The following is a 26,966-nucleotide window of genomic DNA, read 5'->3' on the forward strand; positions in this document are numbered from 1 at the left end:
GATGGTGTCCGCCCCGGGGGCCTTCACTGTGCCCGGCCCCGCAACGCGCCCCACTCACCGAGAGAAAAGCCCCGCAGCTCACGGCAGCAGCGGATGGCTCCCCGTCGCCGTGGGCGCGTGCTCCGGCAGCCACAGGACCGCCACCGCGCCCTCCGAGGGGATTCCGTCCGGTGCCCCGGCGGGGCGGACGTTGCGGAAGGTCAGGCGGGCGCCGAGCACCCGGGCCTGGCCCGCCGCGATGGTCAGACCCAGCCCGTGGCCGTGGCCCGCCCGGTCTGCGCTGCCCGTGCGGAAGCGGCTCGGGCCGTCGGCGAGGAGGTCCTCGGGGAAGCCCGGGCCATGGTCGCGGACACGGATCACGCGGCCCTCTACGGTGACCTGGATCGGCGGCTTGCCGTGCCGTGCTGCGTTGGCGAGGAGGTTGAACAGGACGCGTTCCAGGCGGCGCGGGTCCGTGGTGACCTCCGACTCGTGCACCACCCGGACCTCGATCTCCGGGTCCTTCGCCGCCACCCGCCGGGCGACGAACTCGCCAAGCAGGATGTCCTGGAGCTCGGCGCGCTCGGAGGCGCCGTCGAGGCGGGCCACCTCCAGGACGTCCTCCACCAGGGTGCGCATGGCCTTCGCCCGGTCCAGGACCAGCTCGGTCGGCCGGCCGGGCGGCAGCAGTTCCGCCGCCGTCAGCAGGCCCGTCACCGGAGTCCGCAGCTCGTGCGCGATGTCCGCGGTGACCCGGCGCTCCGCCTCCAGCCGCTGCTGGAGCGCGTCCGCCATGGCGTCCACCGCGCTCGCGAGGTCGTCGGTCTCGTCCTGGACGACCCCGCCGATCGCGTCCCGGACCCGTACGTCGGTCTCGCCCTTGGCCATCTGGTTCGCGGCGGCCGCCGCCTTCCGCAGCCGCCGGGACAGCTGCCCGCCGATGAGCACGCCGAGCGCGCTGCCGCCGAGGACCACCGCGATGGAGCCGATCACCAGGGCCTGGTCGAGGTCGTTCAGGATGTCGGTGCTGCGGTCGGTGAACCCGGTGTGCAGGGACAGCACATGCCCGCCCTTGACCGGGACGGCCGCCCAGATGTCGGGCCCCCGGTCGGACCGGTCGGAGACGAAGGTCGCCCGGCGGCCCTCCTCGACCTTCCTGCGCAGCGGCGGCGGCAGATGCCGGTCGTCGACCGCGATGCTGGGGAAGTTCGGCTTGCCGGTCAGCTCGTAGTTGCGCTGGGCGATCCGGATCCGCTCGTCGGCCAGGTCGCGGGCGTTGTCCAGCATCGAGACCCGCGCCGCGTTGTGCACGACCAGGCTGAGCGCGACCGCAACCAGCGCGCCGACCAGCGCGATGGCCGCACTGAGCTTCCATCGCAGCCCTGTCCGCATCACCACGCGCTCCGTCACCGGGCTCCGGAAGATCCCCCGCATGCCCAGGCCCCCGCTCAGGCCTTCAACTTGTAGCCGAAGCCGCGGACCGTCTCGATCCGGTCCTGGCCGATCTTCGTCCGCAGCCGCTGCACATGGACGTCGACGACCCGGGTGTCGCCGCCCCAGCCGTAGTCCCACACCCGCTCCAGGAGCTTGTCGCGGGAGAGCACGGTGCCGGGCGCGGAGGAGAACTCCAGGAGCAGCCGCATCTCGGTCGGCGTGAGGCCCACCGGCTGTCCGCCCTTGCGCACCTCCATGCCCTCGGTGTCGATCTCCAGCTCGCCGAAGGTCAGCACGCCCCCGGCGTCGGGGGCCGCGCTCTCCTCGCCCCGGTCGGCGCCGCCGGCGTGCCCGAAGCGGCGCAGCACCGCGCGGATCCGGGCGACCAGGACGGCGCCGTCGAACGGCTTGGTCACGTAGTCGTCGGCGCCCGCCTCCAGGCCCAGCACCACGTCGATGGAGTCGGCCCGCGCCGACAGCATGATCACCGGCACGGTGGACTCGTCGCGGATACGACGGCACAGGCTGACCCCGTCCAGACCCGGGACCATGACGTCCAGCAGGGCGATGTCGGGGCGGTCGGCCCGGAACGCCTCCAGGCCGGACAGTCCGTCGGGCATGGCGGTGACCGCGAAGCCGTCCCGCTCCAGGGCGAGCTGGGTGGCCTCGCGGATGACGTCGTCGTCCTCGACGAACAGCACGTGGGTCTGGTCTGCCATCCGGGTGCTCTCACTCCTCGGGGTCGTGACGGTCACTGAGTAATCGTTCCGGGAGGTCCGATCGGTTCACCTGTGCGGGACTCAGTTGTCCGGCGTCGGCGTCGGGTCCGTGCCGGCCACGCCGCTGTAGTCGCTGTGCGTCTTGTACACCGTGGCGAACTTCCCGGCGGCCCAGCGGTAGGTGATCACGTTCTCGCCGGACGGGGCCGACACCGGGTCGCCCTTCTCGTACACCTGCTTGGTCACCACCAGGTCGCCGCGGTCGATCTCGGCGTAGACCGGGGGTTCCTCGGCCTGGAAGACATTCTGGTACGAACCGTCTTCCTCGCGGTACACGTACGAGCCGACACCCACCAGATCGGCACAGGTCACGACGTTGACGACGACGTCGTCGGCCGAGCCGCCGGTCAGGTCGCCGTAGGAGAGGTCGACCGGGTACTCGTCGGCGACACACGGCTTCAGGTCGCGCTTGACCGCGTCGGAGACCTTCGGGTCCGACTTGAGGAGGGCGACCGCGGAGGTGCGGTCCAGGCGCGGCGAGGACACGAGGGACGGCACGGCCGAGGACCGGCTGCCGGTCCCCGCGACCGCGTGCGCCGGGCCCTCGTCACGGGTGCCGGTGCCGCCGGTGGCGCAGGCGGAGACGAAAAGGGCGAGGGCGGCGAGCACGGCCACTGCCGTGCTCGCCGCCTGGAGAATCCCCCGGACCGGAGCGGGGTCCGGTCCGGGGGGCCCGGGTTCGGTCAGGCCGCCGCGCAACGCTCCCGCTCCTCACGCTCCAGCGCGCGTGCGTCCAGGTCGCGGGCCTCCAGCTCCTCGCGGAGCCGGGCGAGCGCCCGGTGCAGCGTGCTCTTGACCGTTCCCACCGACATGCCGAGGGCGGCGGCCGTCTCCTCCGTTGACATCTGCTCCCAGTGTCGCAGCACGACGACACTGCGCTGCTTGGGGGCGAGCACCTTCATGACGTCCATCAGCAGGGCGCGGTCCGCGTGCTGCTCGGTGGAGTCGTCGACCGAGGCGTCGGGGAGCTGCTCGGTGGGCACCTCGTCCAGCTTGCGCGCCCGCCACCACTCCGTGCGGGTGTTGATCATCACCCGGCGCAGATAGGCGTCCGCGAGCCGCTTGTCCTCGATGGTCTCCCAGCGGCCGTACGTCCGCACGAGCGCCGTCTGGAGCAGGTCCTGCGCGTCGACCGGGTCCGGGACCAGCCGGCGTGCGCTGCGCAGCAGCGCGTCCTGCCGGGTGCGGACGTACTCCTCGAACTCGAGCACCTCGCCCTGCGCCATGTCGACCGCCTCCTGCTTTCCCCGTGTGTCCCTCGTGGTCTGCGGCCCGGTTTCGCCGGGCCACGCAGATGAAGCTACGGAGCGGTTGTCACGGGGCTGTGCGAAGCAGCGCGCGGCTGGCAATCGGCTGTCCGTCGGTTGTGTAACGGAAGCCGAAAAGGGGTAAACCGGCGCGGTCGATTGCGCCGGTTCACCCCGTTATGCCGGTCTTCCGCCGTCGGTCTATGTCAACGGCAGCCGATACAAACCACCTACGAGGGGCTCCACGAGCCCATCGGCGACCAGTCCGTCCAGTGCCCGTGCCCGCTGCACCGGCTCGTGCCAGACCCGGTCGAGGACCGTCTGCGGGACGGGCGCGTGGGCCTCCCGCAGCACGGCGAGCAGCTTGCCGCGCACCTGGCGGTCGGTACCGGCGTACGTCTGTCCGCGCCGCGCCGGCCCGTCGTGCGCGGGCTTGCCCGCGAGCCGCCAGGCGCACTGCGCGGCGATGGGGCAGCGCTGACAGGTCTCGTTCTTGGCCGTGCACACGAGCGCGCCCAGCTCCATGGATGCGGCGGCCCAGCGAGCGGCCGTGGCCTCGTCCTGCGGCAGCAGCGCGCGGGCGAGCTTGCGCTCGGCGGCGGTGGTCGCGTTCGGCGGGTACTGCACGCCGGTCACCGCCCGGGCGAACACCCGCCGCACATTGGTGTCCAGCACCGCGTGCCGCTGCCCGTACGCGAAGGAGGCGACGGCGGCGGCCGTGTACTCGCCGATCCCGGGCAGCGCCAGCAGTTGCGCGTGGTCCGTCGGCACGTCCCCGCCGTGCCGTTCCGTTATGGCGACCGCGGCGCCGTGCAGCCGCAGCGCCCGGCGCGGATAGCCGAGCCGTCCCCAGGCGCGCACGGCCTCGCCGGGCGCCTCCTGGGCCAGGTCGGCGGGGCGGGGCCAGCGGGCCAGCCACTGCTCGTAGACGGGCAGCACCCGGCTCACCGGCGTCTGCTGGAGCATGAACTCGCTGACCATCACACCCCAGGGGCCGGCCTCCGGGCGCCGCCAGGGCAGATCCCGGGCGTGCTCGTCGAACCAGTCGATGACGGGGGGGTGCAGGTCCTCTCCGCGAGGAGCGCCTGCGGTGGCGGCGAGAGGGGTTCCGGTGCTGTCGGCGGCGGCGGCGGGGCGGCTGGGCGAGGGCTTCGTGGGCGCAGTCATGGCCTTCCGATCCTGCCATGCCGGAGCGGGCGGACGGGTGTTCTTCGGGGCCGGGTCGGACGGATCCGGTACGGGGGAGCAGCCATGGCCAGAGGTGCAAGGGACACGATCGCGAACACGCCGTCCGTCCACGTCCCGACCCCGGACCGTCACCCGCGCGGGGGGACCTGTGCGGTCACGCACCGTAGGCAGGAGGTCCGTTCGGTCACACTCCGCCGTCGAAACGTGTCACGCCTGGCGAAAGCCGCCCCCGGAACGGGAGTTGCCGGAATGATGATCCGGAAAAGTTGTGGCGTGGGGCGGCGGGTGAGAGCGGCGAACCCACCGATCTCTCGTACAGTTTGCGCCGTGGGATCTCTGCGCAATCCGGTCGGGCCGCTTCCCTCCTCCATCTACTGGCGACGGAGGGCCGTCATGCTGTCCGTGCTCGCCGTGCTGGCGCTGCTGATCGCGTGGATCGTCAGCTTCGGCGGCGGGGGCGGGGGCGACAAGAACGGCGCCGACGGGTCCAACGGCAAGAATCCCACCCCCTCGACGATCAGCCCCGGGCCGTCCGGCTCCGGGCCCGCGATCAGTCAAGCCCCGGGCGGCCGCGACGAGTCGACGACCGGCGGTGACACCTCCGGCGGCGCGGGAAGCGGCGGCGGCGCCGGTGACGGCTCCGACGTGGGCGACGCAGGCTCCGGCGGCGCGGGCGGCTCCGGTGCGGGCGGTTCCGGCGGTACGGACGGGGCGGGAGCCGCCGGGGGCGGCGCCGCGGGCTCCGGGGTGGGCCAGGGCGACACCCTCCCGGCCGGATCCTCGCTCCCCAACTGCACCGTCGGCTCGCTGAAGTTGGCAGTCCGCAGCCAGCGCAACGCCTACGAGCCCGGCCAGACGCCCACGCTGCTGCTCACCGCGACCAACTCCTCCGGCAGCGACTGCAAGGTCGATCTCGGCCCGAAGAACGCGGTGCTGACGATCACTCAGGCCGACTCCGACGACACGTACTGGTCGTCCGCCGACTGCCCGAGGACCGCGGGCAACCTCGTCTTCCGGGCGCCCGCGGGCAGCAGCATCACCTACACCGTGAAGTGGGACCGCAAGCCGAGCGCCCCGCACTGCGCGACCCCTCCGGCCGGTTCCGCCGGTGCCGGGACGTACCTGGTCGAGGTGAAGAAGCCCGGATACCCCACCGTTCAGGCCTCGTTCGTGCTGGAGAACGACTGAGACCCCCCGGGAATCCCGCGGGGAGTCTCCGTCACGGCGTACGGCGGGCCTAGTCGGCGAAGAGCGCGCCGAACTGCGGGGTGCCCGCGGTGGAGACGCCCACCGAGGTCACGGACAGGGCCCGGGAGCCGGTCGTACCGATCTTCGTGCCGGTGGAGGGCAGGTAGGTCACCGCTCCGTCGCCGCCGTCCTCGTACGACCCGATGACCAGGTCGGCCTTGCCGTCGCCGTTGACGTCGTCGAGCTTGACGTCGGCGCCGAACAGGTCGCTCTTCTCGGAGGTGCCGGGGACGCCCGTCGTGTTCTGCTCGAACGACTGGAGGCCGGTGGAGGTGTTGACGCCGCTCGCCGAGCCGTACAGCACGGTGACCATGCCGGCGTTGCTGACGCTGCCGAGGTCCTCGTTCGGGGTGGAGACGACCAGGTCCTGGTAGCCGTCACCGTTGACGTCGCCCAGGTCCAGGTCCCAGCCGAAGCCGTCGCCCTTCTCCGAACTGCCGGGCACGTTGCCGGTGTTCTGGGTGATGCCGGTGGTGGAGGCGGGACCGGACGCGGAGCCGTAGGTGATGCTGACCTTGCCGCCGTTCGCGGAGTCCGGGATGGTCTGGCCGTCGCCGGTGGTGGCGTCCCAGTCGGCGCCGGTCACGATGTCGCCGTAGCCGTCGCCGTTGATGTCGCCGATGCCGGTGACGATGCCCGGCTTGAGGGTCTTGACGCCGGTGACGCTGAGGCCGCTCGCGGTGCCGGGCAGGTAGTAGTTGGTGTTCCAGCCGTTCTGGGTCTGCGTCTCGTAGCCGTCGACCACCAGGTCGGTGCGGCCGTCGCCGTTCACGTCGCCGGCGGTGAGGTGCTCCGGGCCGTACGGGAAGCCGGACGAACCGGGCATGATCGGGGGCTTGACGGTGTAGCGGCCGCCGGGCTGACCGGTGGAGCTGCTGAAGCCGCCCTTGTAGACGTAGAGGGTGGCGGACGTGCTGCCGACGGCCAGGTCGGCCTTGCCGTCGCCGTCGAAGTCGCCCGCGGCCAGGGCCAGGCCCCAGTCGTCGTGCGAGGAGGGCGCCGGGTCCGGCACATCGCTCGCCTTGCCGGTGAGGCCGCTCGCCGATCCCCACAGGATCGCGAGGGCGCCGCCGTCGGTGTCGGTGCCGACCTTCTCGTACGGCGAGGCCACGGCGAGGTCGTCGTATCCGTCGCCGTTGAAGTCGGCGTACGCCGTCGCGCCGCCGAACATGTCGCCCGACTCGGCGCTGCCGGGCACGGTGCCGGAGTTCTGGCTGAGGACCGAGCGCTTGGCGGAGGTGATGCCGTTGCCCTTGCTGCCGTAGAGGGCGATGACCTGGCCGGCGTCGGCGTGGCCGCTGACGGAGGCGCCGGGGGCCGAGGCCACCTCGTCGCCGATGCCGTCGCCGTTGAAGTCGGCCTTGGCGACCCTGAAGGAGTCGGCGGCGGTGGCCGTCGTCACCGAGACGGTGAGCAGACCGCCCGTCAGCGCGGCCGCGGCGGCCGTCGCGAGGGCGAGTCGCAGGTGCGAGTGGTACTTCTGGTGCATGCGGGATTCTCCTGCGGCATGCGGGGGACGCCTGGCGGGCATCCGCGTCGATGGGGCGCGAACCGTCCGTGTTTGCCGGGTGTTGTCCTCTGGGACACGGCTGGTTGGCGATCAGGAGACATCCGGTGGGGCCCGAGGGTTGTACGAGGTACCGGCGTGCTGCAACTTTTTGGCGGGCCTTTACACGTACCGCTCCAGGATCGAGCTCTCCGCGAGCCGCGACAGACCCTCGCGGACGCTCCTCGCCCTGGCCTCGCCCACTCCGTCGACCGTCTGGAGGTCGTCCACGCTGGCCGCGAGGAGCTTCTGGAGGCCGCCGAAGTGCTCCACCAGGCGGTCGATGATCGCCCCGGGCAGGCGGGGGACCTTCGCCAGCAGGCGGAAGCCGCGGGGGGAGACCGCCGAGTCCAGGGACTCGGGGGAGCCGGTGTAGCCGAGGGCGCGGGCCACCGTGGTGAGTTCGAGCAGCTCCGCGTGGGACAGCACGTTCAGTTCGTACAGGGCCTCGTCGACCGTGCGGGAGCGCTTCGCGGTGGGTTCGGGGACGTAGTCCCGCACGACCAGTTCGCGCTCCGGCTCGACGCCCGCGATCAGCTCGTCGAGCTGGAGGGCCAGGAGGCGGCCGTCGGTGCCGAGTTCGACGACGTACTCGGCGATCTCGGTGGCGATACGGCGGACCATCTCCAGGCGCTGGGCCACCGCCGAGACGTCCCGGACCGTCACCAGGTCCTCGATCTCCAGCGCGGAGAGGGTGCCGGCGACCTCGTCCAGGCGCAGCTTGTAGCGCTCCAGGGTCGCCAGCGCCTGGTTCGCGCGGGACAGGATCGCCGCCGAGTCCTCCAGGACCCGGCGCTGGCCGTCGACGTACAGGGCGATCAGGCGCATCGACTGGGAGACGGAGACCACCGGGAAGCCGACCTGCTTGCTCACCCGGTCCGCGGTGCGGTGCCGGGTGCCGGTCTCCTCCGTCGGGATGGTGGCGTCGGGCACGAACTGCACACCGGCCCGCAGGATCTTCGACAGGTCCGACGAGAGCACGATCCCGCCGTCCAGCTTGCACAGCTCACGCAGGCGCGTGGCGGCGAACTCGACGTCCAGGACGAAACCGCCCGTGCACATCGTCTCGACCGTCTTGTCGAAGCCCAGCACGATGAGTCCGCCGGTGTTGCCGCGCAGCACCCGCTCGAGGCCGTCGCGCAGGGCGGTGCCGGGGGCCACGGCGCTCAGGGAGGCGCGCATCAGGCCATCGGAACCGGCACTCCCACCGGACTTTCCGGGAGCTGCTGCCCGGTCGTTGGCTGCCACTGCTCTCCTCCGGTCGCGGGGTCTGGGGCGCTCCCGTGTCGCACATGGAGTTCGTACGGACGGGCGAGACCAGGGCAAAGTCTACCGGCGGTCCTCCGCGTCCCGTGGGGCCTCTCGCCGACGCGAGCGCGGAAGGACCCTCAGGGCGTCCCCTATGTCCGCGACTTCCAGGACCTTCATGCCGGCCGGCACCTTGCCCGGATCGCCCGGGACGAGCGCGTGCGTGAAGCCCAGACGGTGTGCCTCGGAGAGCCTGCGCTGGACGCCGGTGACCCGCCTGACCTCGCCCGCGAGGCCCACTTCGCCGATCGCGACGAGGTTCTTGGGCAGCGGGGTGTCGCTGGCCGCGGAGGCCAGGGCGAGAGCGACCGCCAGGTCGGCGGCGGGTTCCGAAAGCTTTACCCCGCCGACCGTGGCCGAGTAGATGTCCCGCTTGCCGAGTGCGCTGATCCGGCCGCGCTGCTCCAGGACGGCGAGCATCATCGAGACCCGCGAGGTCTCCAGGCCCGAAGTCGTGCGCCGGGGGGAAGGGATCTGCGAGTCGACGGTGAGCGCCTGCACTTCGGCCACCAGGGGGCGGCGGCCCTCCAGGGTGACGGTGAGACAGGTGCCGGGGACCGGTTCGTCACGACGTGTCAGGAAAAGTCCGCTTGGGTCGGCGAGGCCCGTGATGCCCTCGTCGTGCAGCTCGAAGCAGCCGACCTCGTCGGTGGCGCCGTAGCGGTTCTTGACGCCCCGTACGAGCCTGAGGCGCGCGTGCCGGTCGCCCTCGAAGCTCAGGACCACGTCCACGAGGTGCTCCAGGAGCCGCGGTCCGGCGATCGCGCCGTCCTTGGTGACATGGCCCACCAGGAGGGTGGACATCCCGCGCTCCTTGGAGGCCCGGATCAGCGCCCCGGCCACCTCGCGCACCTGGGCCATGCCGCCGGGGGCGCCGTCGATCTCCGGCGAGGCCACGGTCTGCACCGAGTCGAGGATCAGCAGCGACGGCTTCACCGCGTCCAGATGCCCGAGCACCGCGGACAGGTCGGTCTCGGCGGCGAGATACAGGTGGTCGTCGATCGCGCCGATGCGGTCGGCGCGCAGCCGGACCTGGCTCGCGGACTCCTCGCCGGTCACGTAGAGCGTGCGGTGCTCGTCGCTCGCCGCCTTGGCCGCCACGTCCAGCAGCAGCGTGGACTTGCCGACGCCGGGCTCGCCCGCGAGCAGCACCACCGCGCCGGGCACCAGTCCGCCGCCGAGCACCCGGTCCAGCTCGGGCACGCCGGTGGAGCGGGCGGTGGCCTGGCGGCCGTCCACCTGGCCGATGGGCACGGCGGAGGTGGTGACACGGCCGGGTGTCGTCGTACGGACCGCGGGCGCGCCGTACTCCTCGATCGTGCCCCAGGCCTGGCACTCGGGGCAGCGGCCGAGCCATTTGGCCGTCTGCCAGCCGCACTCGGTGCAGCGGTAGGACGGACGCTCCTTGGCGGACTTCGTACGGGTGGCCATGCACGAACCGTAACGGCCACCACTGACAGCACCTCGTTCGCCCGACCGCCGACCTGCGCCTCGGTACGGGAACCGGCCACGTCACGCCGGGAACGAGCCACGGAATCCGGGGTTCCTGTCCCCTATTGAGGGATCGTTTCACCCGTACGGAGTAAAACTCCTCGAGGTGCAGGAAGGGGCCATCTTCAGCGTCCTACGGTCCACGGATGATGAGCAGCACTCCGGAGACCTCGACCCGCACCACCGGCGCGCACCGGGCGCAACGGGAGGAGCGCGACCGCGGTGCCGCGCGCACGCTGGCGCAGCGGCCGCCCGGGCGCTACGAGCCCTATCTGGACGGCCTGTTCACCTACTGCCTGTCGGTGCTGTGCGAGCACGACGAGGCCACCGCCGCCCTCGGTGACGTCCTCGCGCTGGCCGAGAAGCGCGGCGGCCCCGACGCGGCCGGCGACCGCCGGGCCTGGCTGTACGCACTGGCCCGCTGGGCCTGTCTGCGCAAGCTGGCCGAGGCCAAGCAGAAACGTCAGGCCACCCACGCGGCCGGGCGCCACGGAGCCGCCACGAAGGCCGCCGAACCCCCGGTCGCCGAGGACGTCCTGGCGGAGCGGCGCCGCGAACTCGCCCAGCTGGCCTGGCCGGAGGCGGCCGGCACCACCCCCGAGCAGCGCGAGGCGCTCGAACTCGCCGTACGGCACCACCTCGCCGCCCACGAGGTCGCCGCCGTCCTCGGCATGGACCACGCCGGCGCCCGTGAACTGCTGGCCTCCGCCGCCTGCGAGGTCGAGCGCACGCGCGCGGCCCTCGCCGTCGTCGAGACCGGCGACTGCCCGAGCGTGGCCCGGCTCACCGGCGACAACCAGTTCGTGCTCAGCTCCGCCCTGCGCCGCGAACTCGTCCGCCATGTCGACGACTGCCCGCGCTGCCGCCGCAGCGCCGAACGGGCGATCCCCGGCCGCTGGCCCGGCGCCATGACCACGCCCGCCGAACTGCCCGTCCTGGAGGCGCCACGCGCGGCCCTGCACATGACGCTCGCGCACCCGCCACGCGCGCGTGGCGCCGGCGTGCCCCGTTTCGACCGGCGCGGCTTCCCGATGGACCCCAAGGACCGCGCCGCCCGCCGCGACCGCCTGCGCGCGCGTGCCGTCACCACGACCGTCGTCGCGACCGTGGTCGCCGCCCCCGTGCTCGCCCTGTGGGCCGCGTACCGGGGAGGCCCCGGCGAGGGCGCCGACGGTCACTCCGCCAGCGCCGGCGAGGCGCACGGCCCCGGCAGCCTGGACGGCGCGAGCGCGAGCGGCGGCTACCAGAACGCGGGCAACGCGTCCGTGAAACCCGGCCCCCGCTTCACCAAGGACGGCCGCCCCGACGTCTCCGTGGAGGTCGTGAGCGTCACCGGCGCCGGCCGGAAGGGCGCCGGACAGCTGGAGGTGGCCGCCGCCAACGACGGCGACACCACCCTGGTCACCCTCACCGCGAAGGGCGCCGCCTCGGTCCGCTGGTCGGCCACCACCGGCGCTTCCTGGCTCTACCTCGACCACTCCTCGGGAACCCTGAAACCCGGCCAGTCCTCGACGATCAAGGTGTACGTCGACCATCTGCGCGAGCCGTCAGGCCCCTGGAGCGCGCGCGTGGCGATCGCACCGGCCGGCGCCGTCGTCACCATCCACGGCTACGGCACCGCGCCCACCCCGACCGGCCCCGGCCCGCGCCCCACGCCGCCGAGCGATCCCCCGGGCTCGTCCGACCCGGACCCGAGCCCCACCGGCCCCACGTCCCCGCCGGACGGCAGCGAGCCCCCGCCGTCACCGGACCCGACCCCCACCGCGTCCACGGACCCGTCCCAGCCGACCCCGCCGGACTCGACCCCGCCGCCCAGCGAGGACGGCGAGCCGAGCCCTTCGACGTCGTAGGGCGGCGGGGGTGGGCATATCCGTCGTCTTGGGGCTGGAGCTGGGGTCAGGGCTGGGGCTGCCGGGTGGGCATGTTCGGCACCGGACCGGCAGGCGGCCCGGCAGGACCGGGAGGCGGCTCCTCAGGCCGCAGGACCCGCCGGACTCGTCGGACCCGCGGGATCCGCCGGATGCGGAGCCAGCAGCGGCAGCTGCGACGCCAGCCGCTCCTCGCACAGCTCGACGAGACGGTCGTAGCCCGCCTTGCCCATCAGCTCGATCAGCTCGGGCCGGTAGGACACGTACACCGGGTCGCCCGCGCCGTGCGCCGAGGTCGCCGAGGTGCACCACCAGTGCAGGTCATGGCCGCCCGGGCCCCAGCCGCGCCGGTCGTACTCGCCGATCGACACCTGGAGCACCCGGGTGTCGTCGGGCCGGTCGATCCAGTCGTACGTGCGCCGCACCGGCAGCTGCCAGCAGACGTCCGGCTTGGTCTCCAGCGGCTCGCGGCCCTCCTTGAGGGCCAGGATGTGCAGGGAGCAGCCCTGGCCGCCCGCGAAGCCCGGCCGGTTCTGGAAGATGCAGGAGCCCTGGAAGGGGCGGGTCTGACGGTCGCCGTCCTCGTCCTCCGAGACCCAGCCGTTCGCCGTGCCCTCGTCGTGGTGCTGCCAGATGTCCGGAGTGAGTCGCGCCACATGCTCGGCGACCCGATTCTCGTCGTCCTCGTCGGAGAAGTGGGCACCCAGCGTGCAGCACCCGTCGTCCGCGCGCCCCGCCTGGATGCCCTGGCAGCCGCTGCCGAAGATGCAGTTCCAACGAGAGGTCAGCCATGTCAGATCGCAGCGGAAGACCTGCTCGTCGTCCGCCGGATCCGGGAACTCCACCCACGCGCGCGCGAAGTCGAGCCCCTTCTCGTCGGCCGCCAGAGCCTGCCTGGCCTTCTTCGACAGCTTCGCCGGCTTCGACCGCCCCGCCGGCGCTGCCGGCTTCACCGGCGAAGAATCGTCGGCAATTGTGGCCGCTTTGTCGTCCTTCACCTTTTTCGTCTTTGGCACGAGTCCAGGGTAAGTCGCCGGAAGCCCCTCCGGAGACAGTCGAACGCCCAGCTGGCAGTAGCGTTCCCTACATGAGACTCGGTGTCCTCGACGTGGGATCGAACACGGTGCATCTGCTGGTGGTGGATGCGCACCCCGGCGCACGCCCCCTGCCCGCGCACTCGCACAAGGCGGAGCTGCGCCTTGCCCAACTCCTCGACGAGGCCGGTGCGATCGGCCCCGAGGGCGTCGAGAAACTCGTATCGGTCGTCAAGGAGGCGCTCCAGGCCGCCGAGGACAAGGGCGTCGAGGACCTGCTCCCGTTCGCCACCTCCGCGGTCCGCGAGGCCAGCAACGCCGACGACGTCCTCGCGCGCGTGAAGGCCGAGACCGGCGTCGAGCTCCAGGTGCTCTCCGGCGCCGAGGAGGCCCGCCTCACCTTCCTCGCCGCCCGCCGCTGGTTCGGCTGGTCGGCGGGCAAGCTCCTGGTCCTCGACATCGGCGGCGGCTCGCTGGAGATCGCCTACGGCATCGACGAGGAACCGGACGCCGCGGTCTCCCTGCCGCTCGGCGCGGGCCGCCTCACCGCGGGCTGGCTCCCCGGCGACCCCCCGGAACCGGACGACGTCCGGGCCCTGCGACGGCACGTGCGCGCCCAGATCGCCCGTACGGTCGGCGAGTTCGCCCGCTTCGGCGCCCCCGACCACGTCGTCGCCACGTCCAAGACCTTCAAGCAGCTGGCCCGCCTCGCGGGCGCCGCCCGCTCGACCGAGGGCCTCTACGTCCAGCGCGAACTGAAGCGGGAGTCCCTCGAGGCCTGGGTCCCGAGGCTGGCCGGCATGACGACGGACCAGCGGGCGGAGCTGCCGGGCGTCTCGGAGGGCAGGGCGAACCAGCTTCTTGCGGGGGCGCTGGTGGCCGAGGGGGCGATGGACCTGTTCGGTGTGGAAACGGTCGAGATCTGCCCATGGGCGCTCAGGGAGGGCGTCATCCTGCGCCGACTTGACCACATGGGCTCAGCGGCGGGTTTGTAGGGGCGCGGGGAACTGCGCGGCACGCCACGACGTACCCGCAGCCGCCCTCGTGGCAAACCCCACAACGGCGAACAGGCGCCCCGTCCCACCCCCGCGGACGCCGTAGGCTGACCGACGTGGCAGAACCAGTCGTACGGATCCCGGACGCGAAGGTCGCCCTCTCGACGGCCTCCGTCTACCCGGAGTCGACGGCGACGGCCTTCGAGATCGCCGCACGCCTCGGCTACGACGGCGTAGAGGTCATGGTGTGGACCGACCCGGTCAGCCAGGACATCGAGGCCCTGCGCCGCCTCTCCGACTACCACGGCATACCGATCCTGGCCGTGCACGCGCCCTGTCTGCTCATCACGCAGCGGGTGTGGTCGACGGACCCCTGGGTCAAGCTCCAGCGCGCCCAGGCCGCCGCGGAGAAGCTCGGCGCGAGCACCGTCGTCGTGCATCCGCCGTTCCGCTGGCAGCGCCAGTACGCCCGGGACTTCGTCGACGGGATCTGGCGCATGGCGAACGAGACGGACGTACGGTTCGCCGTCGAGAACATGTACCCCTGGCGCTACCGCGACCGCGAGATGCTCGCCTACGCCCCCGACTGGGACGTCACCAAGGACGACTACCGGCACTTCACGATCGACCTCAGCCACGCGGCGACCTCCCGGACCGACGCGATGCAGATGGTCGACCGGATGGGAGACCGGCTCGGCCACGTCCACCTCGCCGACGGCAAGGGCTCCGCGAAGGACGAGCACCTAGTCCCGGGACGCGGCGGCCAGCCCTGCGCCGAGCTGCTGGAACGCCTCGCGCTGAGCGGCTTCGACGGCCATGTCGTCATCGAGGTCAACACCCGCCGCGCGATGTCCGGCGCCGAACGTGAGGCCGACCTCGCGGAAGCCCTCGCCTTCACCCGCCTCCATCTGGCCTCGCCGGTGAAGGTGCCGCGGCGATGAGCGGCCCGGAGGGCGCCCCGGCCGTGAGCGACGGCACGGCCCGCAAGCGCGGCCGGCCCCGTCGTACGGAGTCGGACGCGGCCGGCACCCGCGACCGGATCCTGGTGGCGGCCCGCGAGGAGTTCTCCGAACGGGGCTACGAGAAGACGTCGGTGCGCGGTATCGCCAAGGCCGCCGGGGTCGACCCGGCGCTGGTCCACCACTACTTCGGCACCAAGGAGCAGGTGTTCGCGGCCTCGATCGAGGTCGCCATCGCGCCCGCGCTCAACGCGTCGGACACGGTCGCCGACGGGCCACTGGACGGCGTCGGCGAGCGGCTGACCCGCTTCATCTTCGGCATCTGGGAGAACCCGACCACCCGCACCCCGCTGCTGGCGATCGTCCGCTCCGCCGTCAACAACGAGACCGCGGCCGCCGTCTTCCGCCGCCTGATCGCCTCCCAGCTGCTGCGCCGCGTCGTGGCCCAGGTCGACCTGCCGGACGCGGAACTCCGCGCCGAACTCGCCGCCGCGCAGCTCGTCGGGACGGCGATGCTCCGCTACGTGATCAAGGTGGAACCACTGGCCTCCGCGGACCCGGAGCTGATCATCGCGCGGCTGGCGCCGGTGGTGCAGGGGCATCTGACGGGAGCGTGATTCCCGAGACTCCCGTCCCGCATTCCGGACACCCTGTCCCGACCCCTGGATGACCGGCGTACGCTCGGTAGCAGTCAGAAATCTCTTGAGACCGTCTCCGACGACTCTGACGAACGTCTCTGAAGGAGCGAGCGACGATGCCCGAGCTGAGGTCCCGCACAGTCACCCACGGCCGCAACATGGCGGGCGCCCGCGCCCTTATGCGCGCCTCCGGTGTACCCGGTGCGGACATCGGCCGCAAGCCGATCATCGCGGTCGCCAACTCCTTCACGGAGTTCGTGCCCGGCCACACCCACCTCCAGCCGGTCGGCCGGATCGTCTCCGAGGCGATCGTCGAGGCCGGCGGCATCCCGCGTGAGTTCAACACCATCGCCGTCGACGACGGCATCGCGATGGGCCACGGCGGCATGCTGTACTCCCTCCCCTCCCGCGACCTGATCGCGGACTCGGTGGAGTACATGGTCGAGGCCCACTGCGCCGACGCCCTGATCTGCATCTCCAACTGCGACAAGATCACTCCGGGCATGCTCAACGCCGCCCTGCGCCTGAACATCCCCACCGTCTTCGTCTCCGGCGGCCCGATGGAGTCCGGCCGCGCGACCCTCGTCGACGGCACGGTCCGCACGCTCGACCTGGTCGACGCGATCTCCGACGCCGTCAACGACAAGATCTCCGACGAGGACATCCTCCGTATCGAGGAGAACGCCTGTCCGACCTGCGGCAGCTGTTCCGGCATGTTCACCGCCAACTCGATGAACTGCCTGACCGAGGCCATCGGCCTCTCCCTGCCCGGCAACGGCTCGGTCCTCGCCACGCACACGGCCCGCAGGCAGCTGTACGTCGACGCCGCCAACACCGTCATGGACATCACGCGCCGCTACTACGAGCAGGACGACGAGACGGTCCTGCCGCGCAACGTCGCCACCTTCGCGGCGTTCGAGAACGCCATGGCGCTCGACATCGCCATGGGCGGCTCCACCAACACGATCCTGCACCTGCTGGCCGCGGCCCAGGAGGCGGGAGTGCCCTTCGGCCTGGAGGAGATCAACGAGGTCTCGCGCCGGGTCCCCTGCCTCGCGAAGGTCGCCCCGAACGTGGCGAAGAACCGCACGTACTACATGGAGGACGTGCACCGCGCCGGCGGCATCCCCGCCCTCCTCGGCGAACTGCACCGCGCGGGCCTGCTCAACGAGGACGTGCACTCGGTCCACAGCCCCTCCCTCGCGGACTGGCTGAAGACCTGGGACGTCCGCGGCGGCTCCCCGTCCCCGAAGGCCGTCGAGCTGTGGCACGCGGCCCCCGGCTGTGTCCGCTCGGCGGAGGCCTTCTCCCAGTCCGAGCGCTGGGAGGCGCTGGACGAGGACGCGGCCGAGGGCTGCATCCGCTCGGCCGAGCACGCCTACTCCAAGGACGGCGGCCTCGCGGTCCTCAAGGGCAACCTCGCCGTCGACGGCTGTGTCGTGAAGACGGCCGGCGTGGACGAGTCGATCTGGCGCTTCGAGGGCCCCGCGGTGGTCTGCGAGTCCCAGGAGGAGGCCGTCCAGAAGATCCTGCTGAAGGAGATCAAGGAGGGCGACGTCGTCGTCATCCGCTACGAGGGCCCCAAGGGCGGCCCCGGCATGCAGGAGATGCTCTACCCGACCTCGTACCTGAAGGGCCGCGGCCTCGGCAAGGCCTGCGCCCTGGTCACCGACGGACGCTTCTCCGGCGGCACGTCCGGCCTCTCCATCGGCCACGCCTCCCCGGAGGCCGCGGCCGGCGGCACCATCGCCCTCGTCGAGGACGGTGACCGCATCCGCATCGACATCCCGGCCCGCACGATCGAGCTCCTCGTCGACGACGAGGAACTGGCCCGGCGCGACGCGGCTCTCGGCGGCGTCTACGCCCCGAAGAACCGCGAGCGCAAGGTCTCGGCGGCCCTGCGCGCCTACGCGGCGATGGCCACGAGCGCCGACAAGGGCGCGGTGCGGGACGTGTCGAAGCTGGGCTGACCCGCTTCTCGAACAGGGCCGCCCCTTCGGGGGCGGCCCTTTCGCATGACCCGACGCGTCACCAGGCCGACGTGTCACCAGGCCGACGGGTCCCCGGCGTCCACGGCGAACACGGTGCCGTCGGGGGCGGTGGCGTAGATGTGGTGGTCGGCGAGGACGGGGCGGGGCAGCGCCGCGGCGACCGTGCCCGAGTTCGAGCCGAGCCGCGCCGGGGTCTGCCCGACGAGCCGGCCGTCGTCGGCCTCGACGGCGAACAGCCGTCCGTCAGCCGTGGTGAAGTACACACGGCGGCCGTCGGCAACCGGTACCGAACCCCGGCTCACGGAGGTCTCGAGGTTCCACAGCCGCTTGCCCGCCTCCATGTCGACGGCGTCCAGTGCACCGCTCGTCGCCAGCACGTAGACCGTGGTCCCGTGCACGGTGGCCTGGGCGTCGGGCCGTGCCACCGGGAGCTTCACCCGGCGCGTGGACCTGGTCGCCGGGGTGTAGCGCACCACGGCGTCCGTGTCGCCGTACACCTCGTTCGTGGAGAGGAAGAAGACGGACCCGTCGTGCACGCCCACCGGTGTCACGTTTCCGCTGAGCCGTGCCTCCCAGCGCACGGCTCCCGTGACCGGGTCCACCGCCGTGACCCGGGTGGTCGAGGCGTCGGCGGAGAGGTTGGTGGCGTACGCCAGCGGGTCCCCGGCGAACGAGACGAAGGTCGGCATGGGCTGCTCCGGTACCCGCCTGCTCCACCTGGTGTCGCCCGTCGCGGTGTCCACACCGGTGACCGTGCCGTCGAGGAGTGTCAGCAGGAGCGTTCCTCCCGCAAGCTGCATGCCGTGGTGCGCGGGCAGGGCGCGTCGCCAGCGTGCCTTGCCCGAGGCGGGGTCGAGCGCTTCGAGTCGCCGCCCCTCGTCGACCATGGGCTGCACCAGACCGCTCACGACGGCCGGTGGTTTGCTCGGCTTCGACTCGGCGACGGAGTGCCGCCACAGCACGGCCCCGTCGGCCGGATCCAGGGCGAAGACCACACCCGGCTGCGCACAGAGCACCTGCGTGGCGCCGTACGAGCACTGCGCCGAGCCCGTGGCCTTCGGTACCGGATTCCTCGCCCAGCCGGCGAACGCGGAGGCGGTGTCCGTGGGCTTGTCCCCGCTCTTGGCCACGGCACCGGCACCGTCGCCGAGCCACTGGACGGAGGCGAGGACGCCGGTGATGACGAGCACGACCGCGCCGGCCACCAAGGCCGCCTTTCCGGAGAGCCGTCTTTTGGGCCGTACCGTCTGCTTCTTCGGCCGGGGTTCGGGCAACTCCACCCCGCGCTGCGCCGGTATGAACGCCTGCGTGTCGTACGAGGCCGCCACCGACCGCAGCTCCCGCATCAACTCGTCCGGAGTCGGCCGGTCCTCGGGCTCCTTGGCGAGACACCGCACGATGAGCGGCGCGAGGTTCGCCGGTACGCCGGTGAGGTCCGGCTCGTCGTGCACGACCTGGTAGGCGACGACGTACGGACTGTCGGAGTCGAACGGCCCCCGCCCGGTCGCCGCGTGCACCATGACCGACCCCAGCGCGAAGATGTCCGCGGCGGGCCCGACCTCTCTCGGCCGCCGGAACTGCTCGGGCGCCATGAACGGCGGGGTCCCGATCAACTTCCCCGTCTCGGTCCGCAGTTCGCTGTCCTTTGGCCGAGAAATGCCGAAGTCGATGACCTTCGGCCCGTCCTCGGCGAGCAGCACGTTGCTGGGCTTGAGATCCCGGTGGACCACCCCGACCCGGTGGATGTCACGCAGCGCCTCGGCCAGCCCCGCCATCAGCCGCCGCAACTGGGCGGGATCCAGGGGGCCGTTCCGCTTCACCTCGTCGGAGAGCGTCGGACCGGGGATGAACAGGGTGGCCATCCAGGGCCGTCCGGCATCGGGGTCGGCGTCGACGACGGACGCGGTGAACGCCCCGCTCACCTTCCGGGCCGCGGCCACCTCCTGCCGAAAACGCCCCCTGAACTCGTCGTCCATGGCGAACTCGGCATGGACGATCTTCACCGCGAGCTTCATCCCCGAGGTGCTCTGCGCGACGTGCACGACACCCATCCCGCCGGACCCGAGGCGGGACTCCAGCCGGTAGTGACCGGCGTACTCGGGAAGTTCCGCTTCCGCGCCCGCTCCGGTGTTGCCCTGTGGCGCCATGGAACCACCCCCGTGCTGATCGTCCGCGCGCGCGACGCACGGAGCCTAGTCGATGTCCCGTTCGAGACAGAGGCGGCTTGCTAGTGTCCGCGTGCGAGTTGCGCACATGTGTTTCATGGCGCAATTCAGGGGAATCAACGGGACCCCATGGCACTCATGGGGACCAACGGGGGAGGAATCGCATGTCTGTTGAGCGCGTCGAAGAAGCCGGCGTGGAGACGGCCGAGGCCCGGACGGCCACGGCTTCCGTCCGCTACTACTCGGTCGCACCCGGAGTCCGGCTCAACGTCCGCAGCGGTCCCGGCACGGGCTACAGCGTCGTGCGGGTGCTGCCCGAAGGCGCCAAGGTGCCGATCTACTGCCAGACCCCGGGCACTTCGGTGTCCGGCCCCTACGGCACGAGCAACATCTGGGACAACGTCAGCAACGGCCAGTACGTCTCCGACGCCTACATCCTCACCGGCAGCGACGGCTACGTCGCCGACCGCTGCTCCTGAGCCTCACCGGGGGAATCCTCATGACATCCCTGAAACGCAGATCCGTCGCGCTGGCGGGCCTGGCCTGCGCCTTCCTCATGGTGGGCGCGGCCCACGCCGAGGCGGCCGTCCACTATTTCGACACCGCGCCGGGACAGCGCCTCAACGTCCGCCGCGGTCCCGGGACGCAGTACGGCATCGTCCGGGTGCTCCCCGAGGGCGCGAAGGTGGCGATCTACTGCCAGACCCCGGGCGAGACGGTGACCGGCTACTACGGCACGTCGAACATCTGGGACAACATCGCCAACGGCGAGTTCGTCTCGGACACCAACGTCCACACCGGCAGTGACGGCTACGTCGCCTCACGCTGCGGCTGACCCCCGAGGGAGCCCGCCCCCGTCCCTGGACACCTCCCGGAGCCATAATCGTCCCGTGAGCGACGAATCCGGCACCCAGGACATCCCCGCGGGCTCCCCCGAGGGCGGCCCCCGCCCCGAGCCGATCCGCTTCTTCGGCACGACCTGGGTGGGCCACGACCAGGGCTACGCCCTCCGCCGCGCCGGCGTGGCCGCGGGTTCGCTCGCCGCCGCCGTCGCCTCCTGCCTGATCCTCCGCTTCGCCTACGAGGGCCTCCAGATCGCCGACACCGGCAGCTTCGTGACCGTCCTCGTCATCGCGATGTTCGCCATCTGCAGCGCGCTGGCCTTCCGCAACACCTGGGACGGCTTCGGCCGCCGCCCCGACCCCGACCGCCAGGCCTCCCTCCGCGGCCTCCTCGCCATCGGGTTCGTGGGATCCCTCCTGGCCTACTTCCTCCGCTCCCTCACCGAGGCGCCGGGCGAGAAACTGCACCGCCAGGAGTACGAGTCGGCCCGTCTCCGACACGAGAAGCGAAGCACCCGCCGCACCGGAAACCCCTCGAAGAAGAAGCGCCCGCGCTGAACGGGCGGCGACTGGAGCTGTACCGGCGTCGGGGTCGGTGAGCAGGCCTGCCGGGGGAGCCGTCCGGCGTCGGGGTCGTCGAGCTTGCGCGTTGGGGGAGCCGTACCCGCGTCGGGGTCGTTGAGCATGCTCACCGGGGCAGTCGTACCGGCGTCCAGGGCAGTCGTACCGGCGTCCAACCTCCCGCACCGGCGCGCAGGCAGCCGCACCGGCCGGCCTCAGAACCCCGATCCCGCTGGCGGGCCCCACCCCAGCCCTCCCCACGTCTCACCGAAAACTCACCCCCTCCCGACCCCCACCCCGGTCACCATGGCCTGATGACCGCCTCCTCCCACACCAGCCGGGCCCACTCCTTCAACGCCGCCGCGGCCCAGTACGCCGCGCACCGCCCCTCCTACCCGCCCGCCCTCTTCGACGCGATCGAGGAACTCTCCGGCCGGACCCTCGTCGGGGCCCGGGTCGCGGACGTCGGTGCCGGCACCGGCATAGCGACCGCGCTGCTGCACGACCGCGGCGCAGAGGTCCTCGCGGTCGAACCCGGGGACGGCATGGCCGAGCAGTTCCGCCGTGTCCACCCCGCCCTGCCGATCGTCCGGGGCGACGGCAACGACCTCCCCCTCCTCACGGACTCCGTCGACTTCGTGACCTACGCCCAGTCCTGGCACTGGACCGACACCGCCCGCGCGGTCCCGGAAGCCCTGCGGGTGCTGCGCCCCGGCGGATCGCTGGTGCTGTGGTGGAACACCCACGCCCTCGACATCCCGTGGATCGCCGACCAGGTCGGCCGGATCGCCGAGCACTTCAAGGACTACGGCGCCAGGCCGACCGCGGAGGTGAAGGACGCCCGACCCCGCTCCCTCCTCGCGGACCCCACCGGCCGGCTCGACTTCGCCCACCGCGTGGTCCGCTGGAGCCGCCGTCTGCCGCTGGACGCCCACCTCGCCAACATCGCCAGCCACTCGATCTTCCTGGTGGCCGGTGAGGAACACACCGGCGTGTTCCTCACCGAGGAGCGTCGGATCCTCCAGGAGGTCTTCCCGGACGGCACCGTGGAGGAGACCTACGACGTCGAACTGCTGGTCGCCACAGCCGCCTGACCCCGCGCGCGGCGGCCCCCCTCCGGAGCCGCCGCGCCGCCCCCGCCTCCGACCACCGCACCCGTACCCGCACCTCCAACCGGATCACCAGCCTCCGATCACGCCGGCGCGCGCCTGCGCCGCCGTACGCACGCCGCTTGACGGGTCGGAGCGGCGAGAGCATTATTCATCGCATGATGAATAAAGCGTCCGGTCCCTCCGACGACCACCCGCGCCCCCCGGACCACCCGGGCCACACACCGCCGAATCCCGCCGTCCACACCGCCGTCCACGCCGACGGCCTCACCGTCGTCCGAGGACCCCGCACCGTCCTGCACAACCTCGCCTTCGACGTCCCCCGCGGCCAGATCACCGGCCTCCTCGGCCCCTCCGGCTGCGGCAAGTCCACCCTGATGCGCTCGATCGTCGGCACCCAGGCCAAGGTCACCGGCACCCTCGACGTCCTCGGCCGACCCGCCGGCCACCCCACCCTGCGCACCCGCATCGGCTACGTCACCCAGGCCCCCTCCGTCTACGACGACCTCACCGTCCGCCAGAACCTCGACTACTTCGCCGCGATCCTCGCCCCCGGCCGCGCCGCCGCCGACCGCCGCCACTCCGACGTCACCCAGGCCATCACCGACGTCGACCTCACCACCCACGCCGACTCCCTGGCCGGCAACCTCTCCGGCGGCCAGCGCAGCCGCGTCTCCCTGGCCGTCGCCCTCCTCGGCACCCCGGAACTCCTCGTCCTCGACGAACCCACCGTCGGCCTCGACCCCGTCCTGCGCCGCGACCTCTGGGAGCTCTTCCACGACATCACCGCCCGCCGCGGCGCCACCCTCCTCGTCTCCTCCCACGTCATGGACGAGGCCGAGCGCTGCCACCGCCTCCTCCTCATGCGCCAGGGCGAGATCCTCGCCGACGACACCCCCGAAGCACTCCGCACCCGAACGAACTCCGACACCGTCGAGGCCGCCTTCCTCCACCTGGTCGACCAGGCCGTCGAGGCAAGCCGCACCAAGGAGCACACGCGATGACCACGACCACCACACCCACCCCGGGTCGCGCGCCCGCCCCCAGCAGCGCCCTCAACCTCTCCCGCACCACCGCCACCGCGGCCCGGGTCCTGCGCCAGCTCCGCCACGACCCGCGCACCATCGCGATGATGATCCTCATCCCCTGCGTGATGCTGCTCCTGCTGCGCTACGTCTTCGACGGCAGCCCACACACGTTCGACAGCATCGGCGCCTCCCTCCTCGGGATCTTCCCGCTGATCACGATGTTCCTGGTGACCTCCATCGCCACCCTGCGCGAACGCACCTCCGGCACCCTCGAACGCCTCCTCGCCATGCCGCTGGGCAAAGGCGACCTCATCGCCGGCTACGCCCTAGCCTTCGGCGCCCTCGCGATCATCCAGTCCGCCCTCGCCACCGGCCTCGCAGTCTGGTTCCTCGGCCTCGACGTCATCGGCAGCCCCTGGCTCCTGCTGCTCGTCGCCCTCCTCGACGCCCTGCTCGGCACCGCCCTCGGTCTGTTCGTCTCGGCGTTCGCGGCCTCCGAGTTCCAGGCCGTCCAGTTCATGCCGGCCGTGATCTTCCCCCAGCTCCTCCTCTGCGGCCTCTTCACTCCCCGCGACGCCATGCACCCCGTCCTGGAGGCCATCTCCGACGTCCTGCCGATGTCCTACGCCGTCGACGGCATGAACGAGGTCCTCAGGCACACCGACATGACGGCGACCTTCGTACGGGACGCGCTGATCGTGGCCGGCTGCGCCCTGCTGGTCCTGTGCCTGGGAGCGGCCACCCTCAGGCGCAGGACCGCCTAGCGCCGACCGGAGTGACACCCGCGAGCCCACGTCCCGCCCACCGGACAGCCGACCCTGCCCCCCTCCACCCGGTGCCAGACTGAACCGCATGAGCCAGAAAGTCGCAGTCCTCGGCACCGGCAAGATCGGCGAAGCCCTGCTCAGCGGAATGATCCGCGCCGGCTGGGCCCCGGCCGACCTCCTGGTCACCGCCCGCCGCCAGGAGCGGGCCGAAGAACTCCACGCGCGCTACGGAGTCACCCCGGTCACCAACCCGGAAGCCGCCAAGACCGCCGACACCCTGATCCTCACGGTCAAACCGCAGGACATGGGCACCCTCCTCGACGAACTCGCCCCGCATGTCCCCGCCGACCGCCTGATCATCAGCGGCGCCGCCGGTATCCCCACCTCCTTCTTCGAGGAGCGCCTCGCCACCGGCACCCCGGTCGTCCGCGTCATGACCAACACGCCCGCCCTCGTCGACGAGGCCATGTCCGTCATCTCCGCCGGCACCCACGCCACCGCCGACCACCTCGCCCACACCGAGGAGATCTTCGGCGCCGTCGGCAAGACGCTCCGCGTCCCCGAATCCCAGCAGGACGCCTGCACCGCCCTCTCCGGCTCCGGCCCGGCGTACTTCTTCTACCTGGTCGAAGCCATGACGGACGCCGGCATCCTGCTCGGCCTGCCCCGCGACAAGGCCCACGACCTGATCGTCCAGTCCGCCATCGGCGCCGCGACGATGCTCCGCGACAGCGGCGAACACCCGGTGAAGCTCCGCGAGAACGTCACCTCCCCCGCGGGCACCACCATCAACGCCATCCGCGAACTCGAGAACCACGGCGTACGAGCCGCACTCATCGCAGCCCTCGAAGCCGCACGCGACCGCAGCCGCCAGCTGGCCTCCGGCAACAACAGCTGACCGACACCCTCACTGCCGCCCCTGCCACGCGGGGCGGCACGAGGGCACCGCACGACCGCCCGGCTACCCGGCCGCCGCCGCACTCACCCCGACATCACTCGCCGCCGGCAACAGCCCGATCGCGCGATAGGCGGCATCCACGGTCGGCCGCGCCATCGCCCGAGCCCTCTCCGCGCCGTCCCGCAGCACCCCCTCCACATGGCCAGGATCCGCGCACAACTCCTTGTGCCTCTCCTGCACGGGCCTCAAAACCTCCACCACGGCCTCGGCGGTGTCCTTCTTCAAGGCGCCGTACGACTCGTACACACCGCTCAGCTCGGACGGGTTCCGACCCGTGCAGGACGCGAGGATCTCCAGCAGGTTCGCCAGGCCCGGCCGGGCCGCCGGGTCGTACACGACGTCCCGCCCGCTGTCGGTCACGGCCCGCATGACCTTCCTCCGCACGACCTCCGGCTCGTCGAGCAGATAGACGATCCCCGGCCCCGAGTCGTCGGACTTCCCCATCTTCGACGTCGGTTCCTGAAGGTTCATGACCCGCGCACCCACCTTGGGCGAGGTCGCCCGCGGCACCACGAACGTGTAGCCGTACCGCTGGTTGAACCGCACCGCCAGATCCCGCGTCAGCTCCACATGCTGAGCCTGGTCGTCCCCGACCGGCACCTCGTCGGCCCCGTACGCCAGGATGTCCGCCGCCATCAGCACGGGATACGTCAGCAACGACAGCCGCACACTCCCGCCCCGCGCCCGCTCCCGGGCGGCCTTCTCCTTGTACTGGATCATCCGCCGCATCTCGCCGTCCGTGGCCACGCACTCCAGCACGTACGACAACCGCGCGTGCTCGTCCACATGACTCTGTACGAACACGGTGCACAGCTCGGGATCCAGCCCCACCGCGAGCAACAACGTCGCCGCCTGCCGACTCAGCCGACGCACCCGCGCCGGATCGTGGTCGACGGTGAGTGCGTGCAGGTCGACGATGCAGAACAGCGACTCCGCCCGGTGCTGGTCGACCGTGGCCCACTGCCGCATGGCTCCCAGGTAGTTCCCCAGCGTCAGATGCCCCGTCGGCTTGACCCCGCTGAAGACCCGCGTCATCTCTCCACCTCCTGGTCGAGGCCGCCGTCCCCGGCCGGCCGACCCTCAGGAGCCCTGGAGGGAGATACGCGAACGGCCGCCGAGGAGGCGGCCGTTGAGTGCATACGTGCTTACGGCCGCCGTCAGGCGGCCCACCACTGCTGGGTGCACGTACGCGTAGTCATGTCTGCCAGCGTACGCCTGCGGGCCCCGCTCCGTACCTGAGTTGACACTGCCCAGCCCCGTACGTAGTGTTCTCCGAGTTGTCCGACGTGAGCGCCGACCCCGGTCGGTCCCCGGACAGCCATTCCGCAAGTACCAGCCAACACAACGACGACAGTCGCTCTGTCTGCCGTCGCCGTATTGGCGTGTGTATTCGCGAAATGGGGAATCCACGTTCGAAAGGACGGCGGCCCCGATTAGCGTCGGGAGCCGGGAATCCGCTAAAGTCTCACTCGTCGGAACGGCCCAACAGCCGGGAAGACAAGCCCCGCTGACCGGGGATCAGGCCAGAAAGGATCTGATAGAGTCGGAACCGCCGGAAAGGGAAACGCGGAAGCGGGAACCTGGAAAGCACCGAGGAAATCGGAACCGGAAACGGTCTGATAGAGTCGGAAACGCAAGACCGAAGGGAAAAGCCCGGAGGAAAGCCCGAGAGGGTGAGTACAAAGGAAGCGTCCGTTCCTTGAGAACTCAACAGCGTGCCAAAAATCAACGCCAGATATGTTGATACCCCGTCTCCGGTCATTCGGCTGGGACGAGGTTCCTTTGAAATAAACACAGCGAGGACGCTGTGAGTGACCGCCTTATTCCGGTG

Annotated in this window: 24 protein-coding genes; 13 read left to right on the forward strand and 11 right to left on the reverse strand. The window is 71.6% G+C overall.

Features of this window, described 5'->3' with window-relative positions; all coding sequences use genetic code 11:
- Positions 1-78: 78 nt before the first annotated feature.
- The 5 genes from cseC to H295_RS0140585 all read right to left on the reverse strand — a co-directional run bounded on the left by cseC (position 79) and on the right by H295_RS0140585 (position 4,606).
- Positions 79-1,413, reverse strand: a complete 1,335-nt coding sequence (gene cseC / locus H295_RS0140565; protein ID WP_020141089.1) for a two-component system sensor histidine kinase CseC — start codon at positions 1,411-1,413, stop codon at positions 79-81.
- A gap of 14 nt (positions 1,414-1,427) precedes the next feature.
- Positions 1,428-2,132 (reverse strand): two-component system response regulator CseB, encoded by a 705-nt coding sequence (gene cseB, locus H295_RS0140570; protein WP_020141090.1) that lies wholly within the window; start codon positions 2,130-2,132, stop codon positions 1,428-1,430.
- Between the two features lie 81 nt (positions 2,133-2,213).
- The gene (locus tag H295_RS0140575; RefSeq protein WP_020141091.1) at positions 2,214-2,891 is read right to left on the reverse strand and encodes a hypothetical protein; all 678 of its coding nucleotides are present in this window, start codon (positions 2,889-2,891) and stop codon (positions 2,214-2,216) included.
- Complete coding sequence (locus tag H295_RS0140580) at positions 2,876-3,418, reverse strand: SigE family RNA polymerase sigma factor (RefSeq protein WP_020141092.1); 543 nt, start codon at positions 3,416-3,418, stop codon at positions 2,876-2,878. Before H295_RS0140580 ends, H295_RS0140575 begins: the two co-directional genes overlap by 16 nt.
- 222 nt (positions 3,419-3,640) lie before the next feature.
- Positions 3,641-4,606 carry an A/G-specific adenine glycosylase gene (locus tag H295_RS0140585; protein WP_020141093.1) on the reverse strand — a complete coding sequence of 322 codons (966 nt, stop codon included), beginning with the start codon at positions 4,604-4,606 and terminating at the stop codon, positions 3,641-3,643.
- A gap of 348 nt (positions 4,607-4,954) precedes the next feature.
- Between H295_RS0140585 and H295_RS0140590 the strand changes: the two genes are divergently transcribed.
- Positions 4,955-5,815, forward strand: coding sequence for a hypothetical protein (locus tag H295_RS0140590; RefSeq protein WP_078616894.1), 861 nt, complete (start codon positions 4,955-4,957; stop codon positions 5,813-5,815).
- Between the two features lie 49 nt (positions 5,816-5,864).
- Here the strand turns inward: H295_RS0140590 and H295_RS0140595 are convergent, their stop codons facing one another.
- The 3 genes from H295_RS0140595 to radA form a co-directional block, all read right to left on the reverse strand.
- Positions 5,865-7,364 carry an FG-GAP and VCBS repeat-containing protein gene (locus tag H295_RS0140595; RefSeq protein ID WP_020141095.1) on the reverse strand — a complete coding sequence of 500 codons (1,500 nt, stop codon included), beginning with the start codon at positions 7,362-7,364 and terminating at the stop codon, positions 5,865-5,867.
- A gap of 180 nt (positions 7,365-7,544) precedes the next feature.
- Entirely contained in the window at positions 7,545-8,669 is a 1,125-nt protein-coding gene (disA, locus tag H295_RS0140600; RefSeq protein WP_028810200.1) for a DNA integrity scanning diadenylate cyclase DisA, read from the reverse strand.
- Between the two features lie 81 nt (positions 8,670-8,750).
- Positions 8,751-10,160: a DNA repair protein RadA gene (radA, locus tag H295_RS0140605; RefSeq protein ID WP_020141097.1), complete on the reverse strand. Its 1,410-nt coding sequence runs from the start codon at positions 10,158-10,160 to the stop codon at positions 8,751-8,753.
- Positions 10,161-10,366: 206 nt separating this feature from the next.
- Between radA and H295_RS0140610 the strand changes: the two genes are divergently transcribed.
- Complete coding sequence (locus H295_RS0140610) at positions 10,367-12,070, forward strand: BACON domain-containing protein (RefSeq protein ID WP_020141098.1); 1,704 nt, start codon at positions 10,367-10,369, stop codon at positions 12,068-12,070.
- Between the two features lie 122 nt (positions 12,071-12,192).
- Here the strand turns inward: H295_RS0140610 and H295_RS0140615 are convergent, their stop codons facing one another.
- The gene (locus H295_RS0140615) at positions 12,193-13,104 is read right to left on the reverse strand and encodes a hypothetical protein (RefSeq protein ID WP_420706293.1); all 912 of its coding nucleotides are present in this window, start codon (positions 13,102-13,104) and stop codon (positions 12,193-12,195) included.
- Positions 13,105-13,175: 71 nt separating this feature from the next.
- On the opposite strand from H295_RS0140615, the gene H295_RS0140620 reads away from it, so the two are divergent.
- From H295_RS0140620 to ilvD, 4 genes are all read left to right on the forward strand, one after another.
- Positions 13,176-14,117 (forward strand): Ppx/GppA phosphatase family protein, encoded by a 942-nt coding sequence (locus tag H295_RS0140620; protein WP_028810202.1) that lies wholly within the window; start codon positions 13,176-13,178, stop codon positions 14,115-14,117.
- A gap of 116 nt (positions 14,118-14,233) precedes the next feature.
- Positions 14,234-15,058, forward strand: a complete 825-nt coding sequence (locus H295_RS0140625) for a sugar phosphate isomerase/epimerase family protein (RefSeq protein ID WP_020141101.1) — start codon at positions 14,234-14,236, stop codon at positions 15,056-15,058.
- A complete protein-coding gene (locus H295_RS0140630; protein WP_020141102.1) occupies positions 15,055-15,693 on the forward strand; it encodes a TetR/AcrR family transcriptional regulator in 639 nt (212 codons plus the stop codon). Before H295_RS0140625 ends, H295_RS0140630 begins: the two co-directional genes overlap by 4 nt.
- Before the next feature lie 137 nt (positions 15,694-15,830).
- On the forward strand, positions 15,831-17,684 hold the full coding sequence (ilvD, locus tag H295_RS0140635; RefSeq protein ID WP_020141103.1) for a dihydroxy-acid dehydratase: 1,854 nt from the start codon (positions 15,831-15,833) through the stop codon (positions 17,682-17,684).
- A gap of 74 nt (positions 17,685-17,758) precedes the next feature.
- Here the strand turns inward: ilvD and H295_RS0140640 are convergent, their stop codons facing one another.
- Positions 17,759-19,852, reverse strand: coding sequence for a serine/threonine-protein kinase (locus tag H295_RS0140640; protein WP_020141104.1), 2,094 nt, complete (start codon positions 19,850-19,852; stop codon positions 17,759-17,761).
- 182 nt (positions 19,853-20,034) lie between these two features.
- Between H295_RS0140640 and H295_RS0140645 the strand changes: the two genes are divergently transcribed.
- From H295_RS0140645 to proC, 7 genes are all read left to right on the forward strand, one after another.
- A complete protein-coding gene (locus H295_RS0140645) occupies positions 20,035-20,349 on the forward strand; it encodes an SH3 domain-containing protein (protein ID WP_028810204.1) in 315 nt (104 codons plus the stop codon).
- Positions 20,350-20,369: 20 nt separating this feature from the next.
- Positions 20,370-20,705 carry an SH3 domain-containing protein gene (locus tag H295_RS0140650; RefSeq protein ID WP_020141106.1) on the forward strand — a complete coding sequence of 112 codons (336 nt, stop codon included), beginning with the start codon at positions 20,370-20,372 and terminating at the stop codon, positions 20,703-20,705.
- A 55-nt stretch (positions 20,706-20,760) separates the two neighbouring features.
- Positions 20,761-21,270, forward strand: coding sequence for a membrane protein (locus H295_RS0140655; RefSeq protein WP_020141107.1), 510 nt, complete (start codon positions 20,761-20,763; stop codon positions 21,268-21,270).
- A 317-nt stretch (positions 21,271-21,587) separates the two neighbouring features.
- The gene (locus tag H295_RS0140660) at positions 21,588-22,367 is read left to right on the forward strand and encodes a class I SAM-dependent methyltransferase (RefSeq protein WP_020141108.1); all 780 of its coding nucleotides are present in this window, start codon (positions 21,588-21,590) and stop codon (positions 22,365-22,367) included.
- Positions 22,368-22,540: 173 nt separating this feature from the next.
- The gene (locus H295_RS0140665) at positions 22,541-23,386 is read left to right on the forward strand and encodes an ABC transporter ATP-binding protein (RefSeq protein ID WP_020141109.1); all 846 of its coding nucleotides are present in this window, start codon (positions 22,541-22,543) and stop codon (positions 23,384-23,386) included.
- Positions 23,383-24,174 (forward strand): ABC transporter permease, encoded by a 792-nt coding sequence (locus H295_RS0140670; RefSeq protein ID WP_020141110.1) that lies wholly within the window; start codon positions 23,383-23,385, stop codon positions 24,172-24,174. Before H295_RS0140665 ends, H295_RS0140670 begins: the two co-directional genes overlap by 4 nt.
- A gap of 88 nt (positions 24,175-24,262) precedes the next feature.
- Positions 24,263-25,075, forward strand: a complete 813-nt coding sequence (gene proC, locus H295_RS0140675) for a pyrroline-5-carboxylate reductase (RefSeq protein WP_020141111.1) — start codon at positions 24,263-24,265, stop codon at positions 25,073-25,075.
- Positions 25,076-25,138: 63 nt separating this feature from the next.
- Here the strand turns inward: proC and trpS are convergent, their stop codons facing one another.
- Positions 25,139-26,170: a tryptophan--tRNA ligase gene (trpS, locus tag H295_RS0140680; RefSeq protein WP_020141112.1), complete on the reverse strand. Its 1,032-nt coding sequence runs from the start codon at positions 26,168-26,170 to the stop codon at positions 25,139-25,141.
- Positions 26,171-26,966: the final 796 nt, after the last annotated feature.

It is taken from the genome of Streptomyces sp. 351MFTsu5.1, from assembly GCF_000383655.1.
GTDB lineage: Bacteria > Actinomycetota > Actinomycetes > Streptomycetales > Streptomycetaceae > Streptomyces > Streptomyces griseorubiginosus.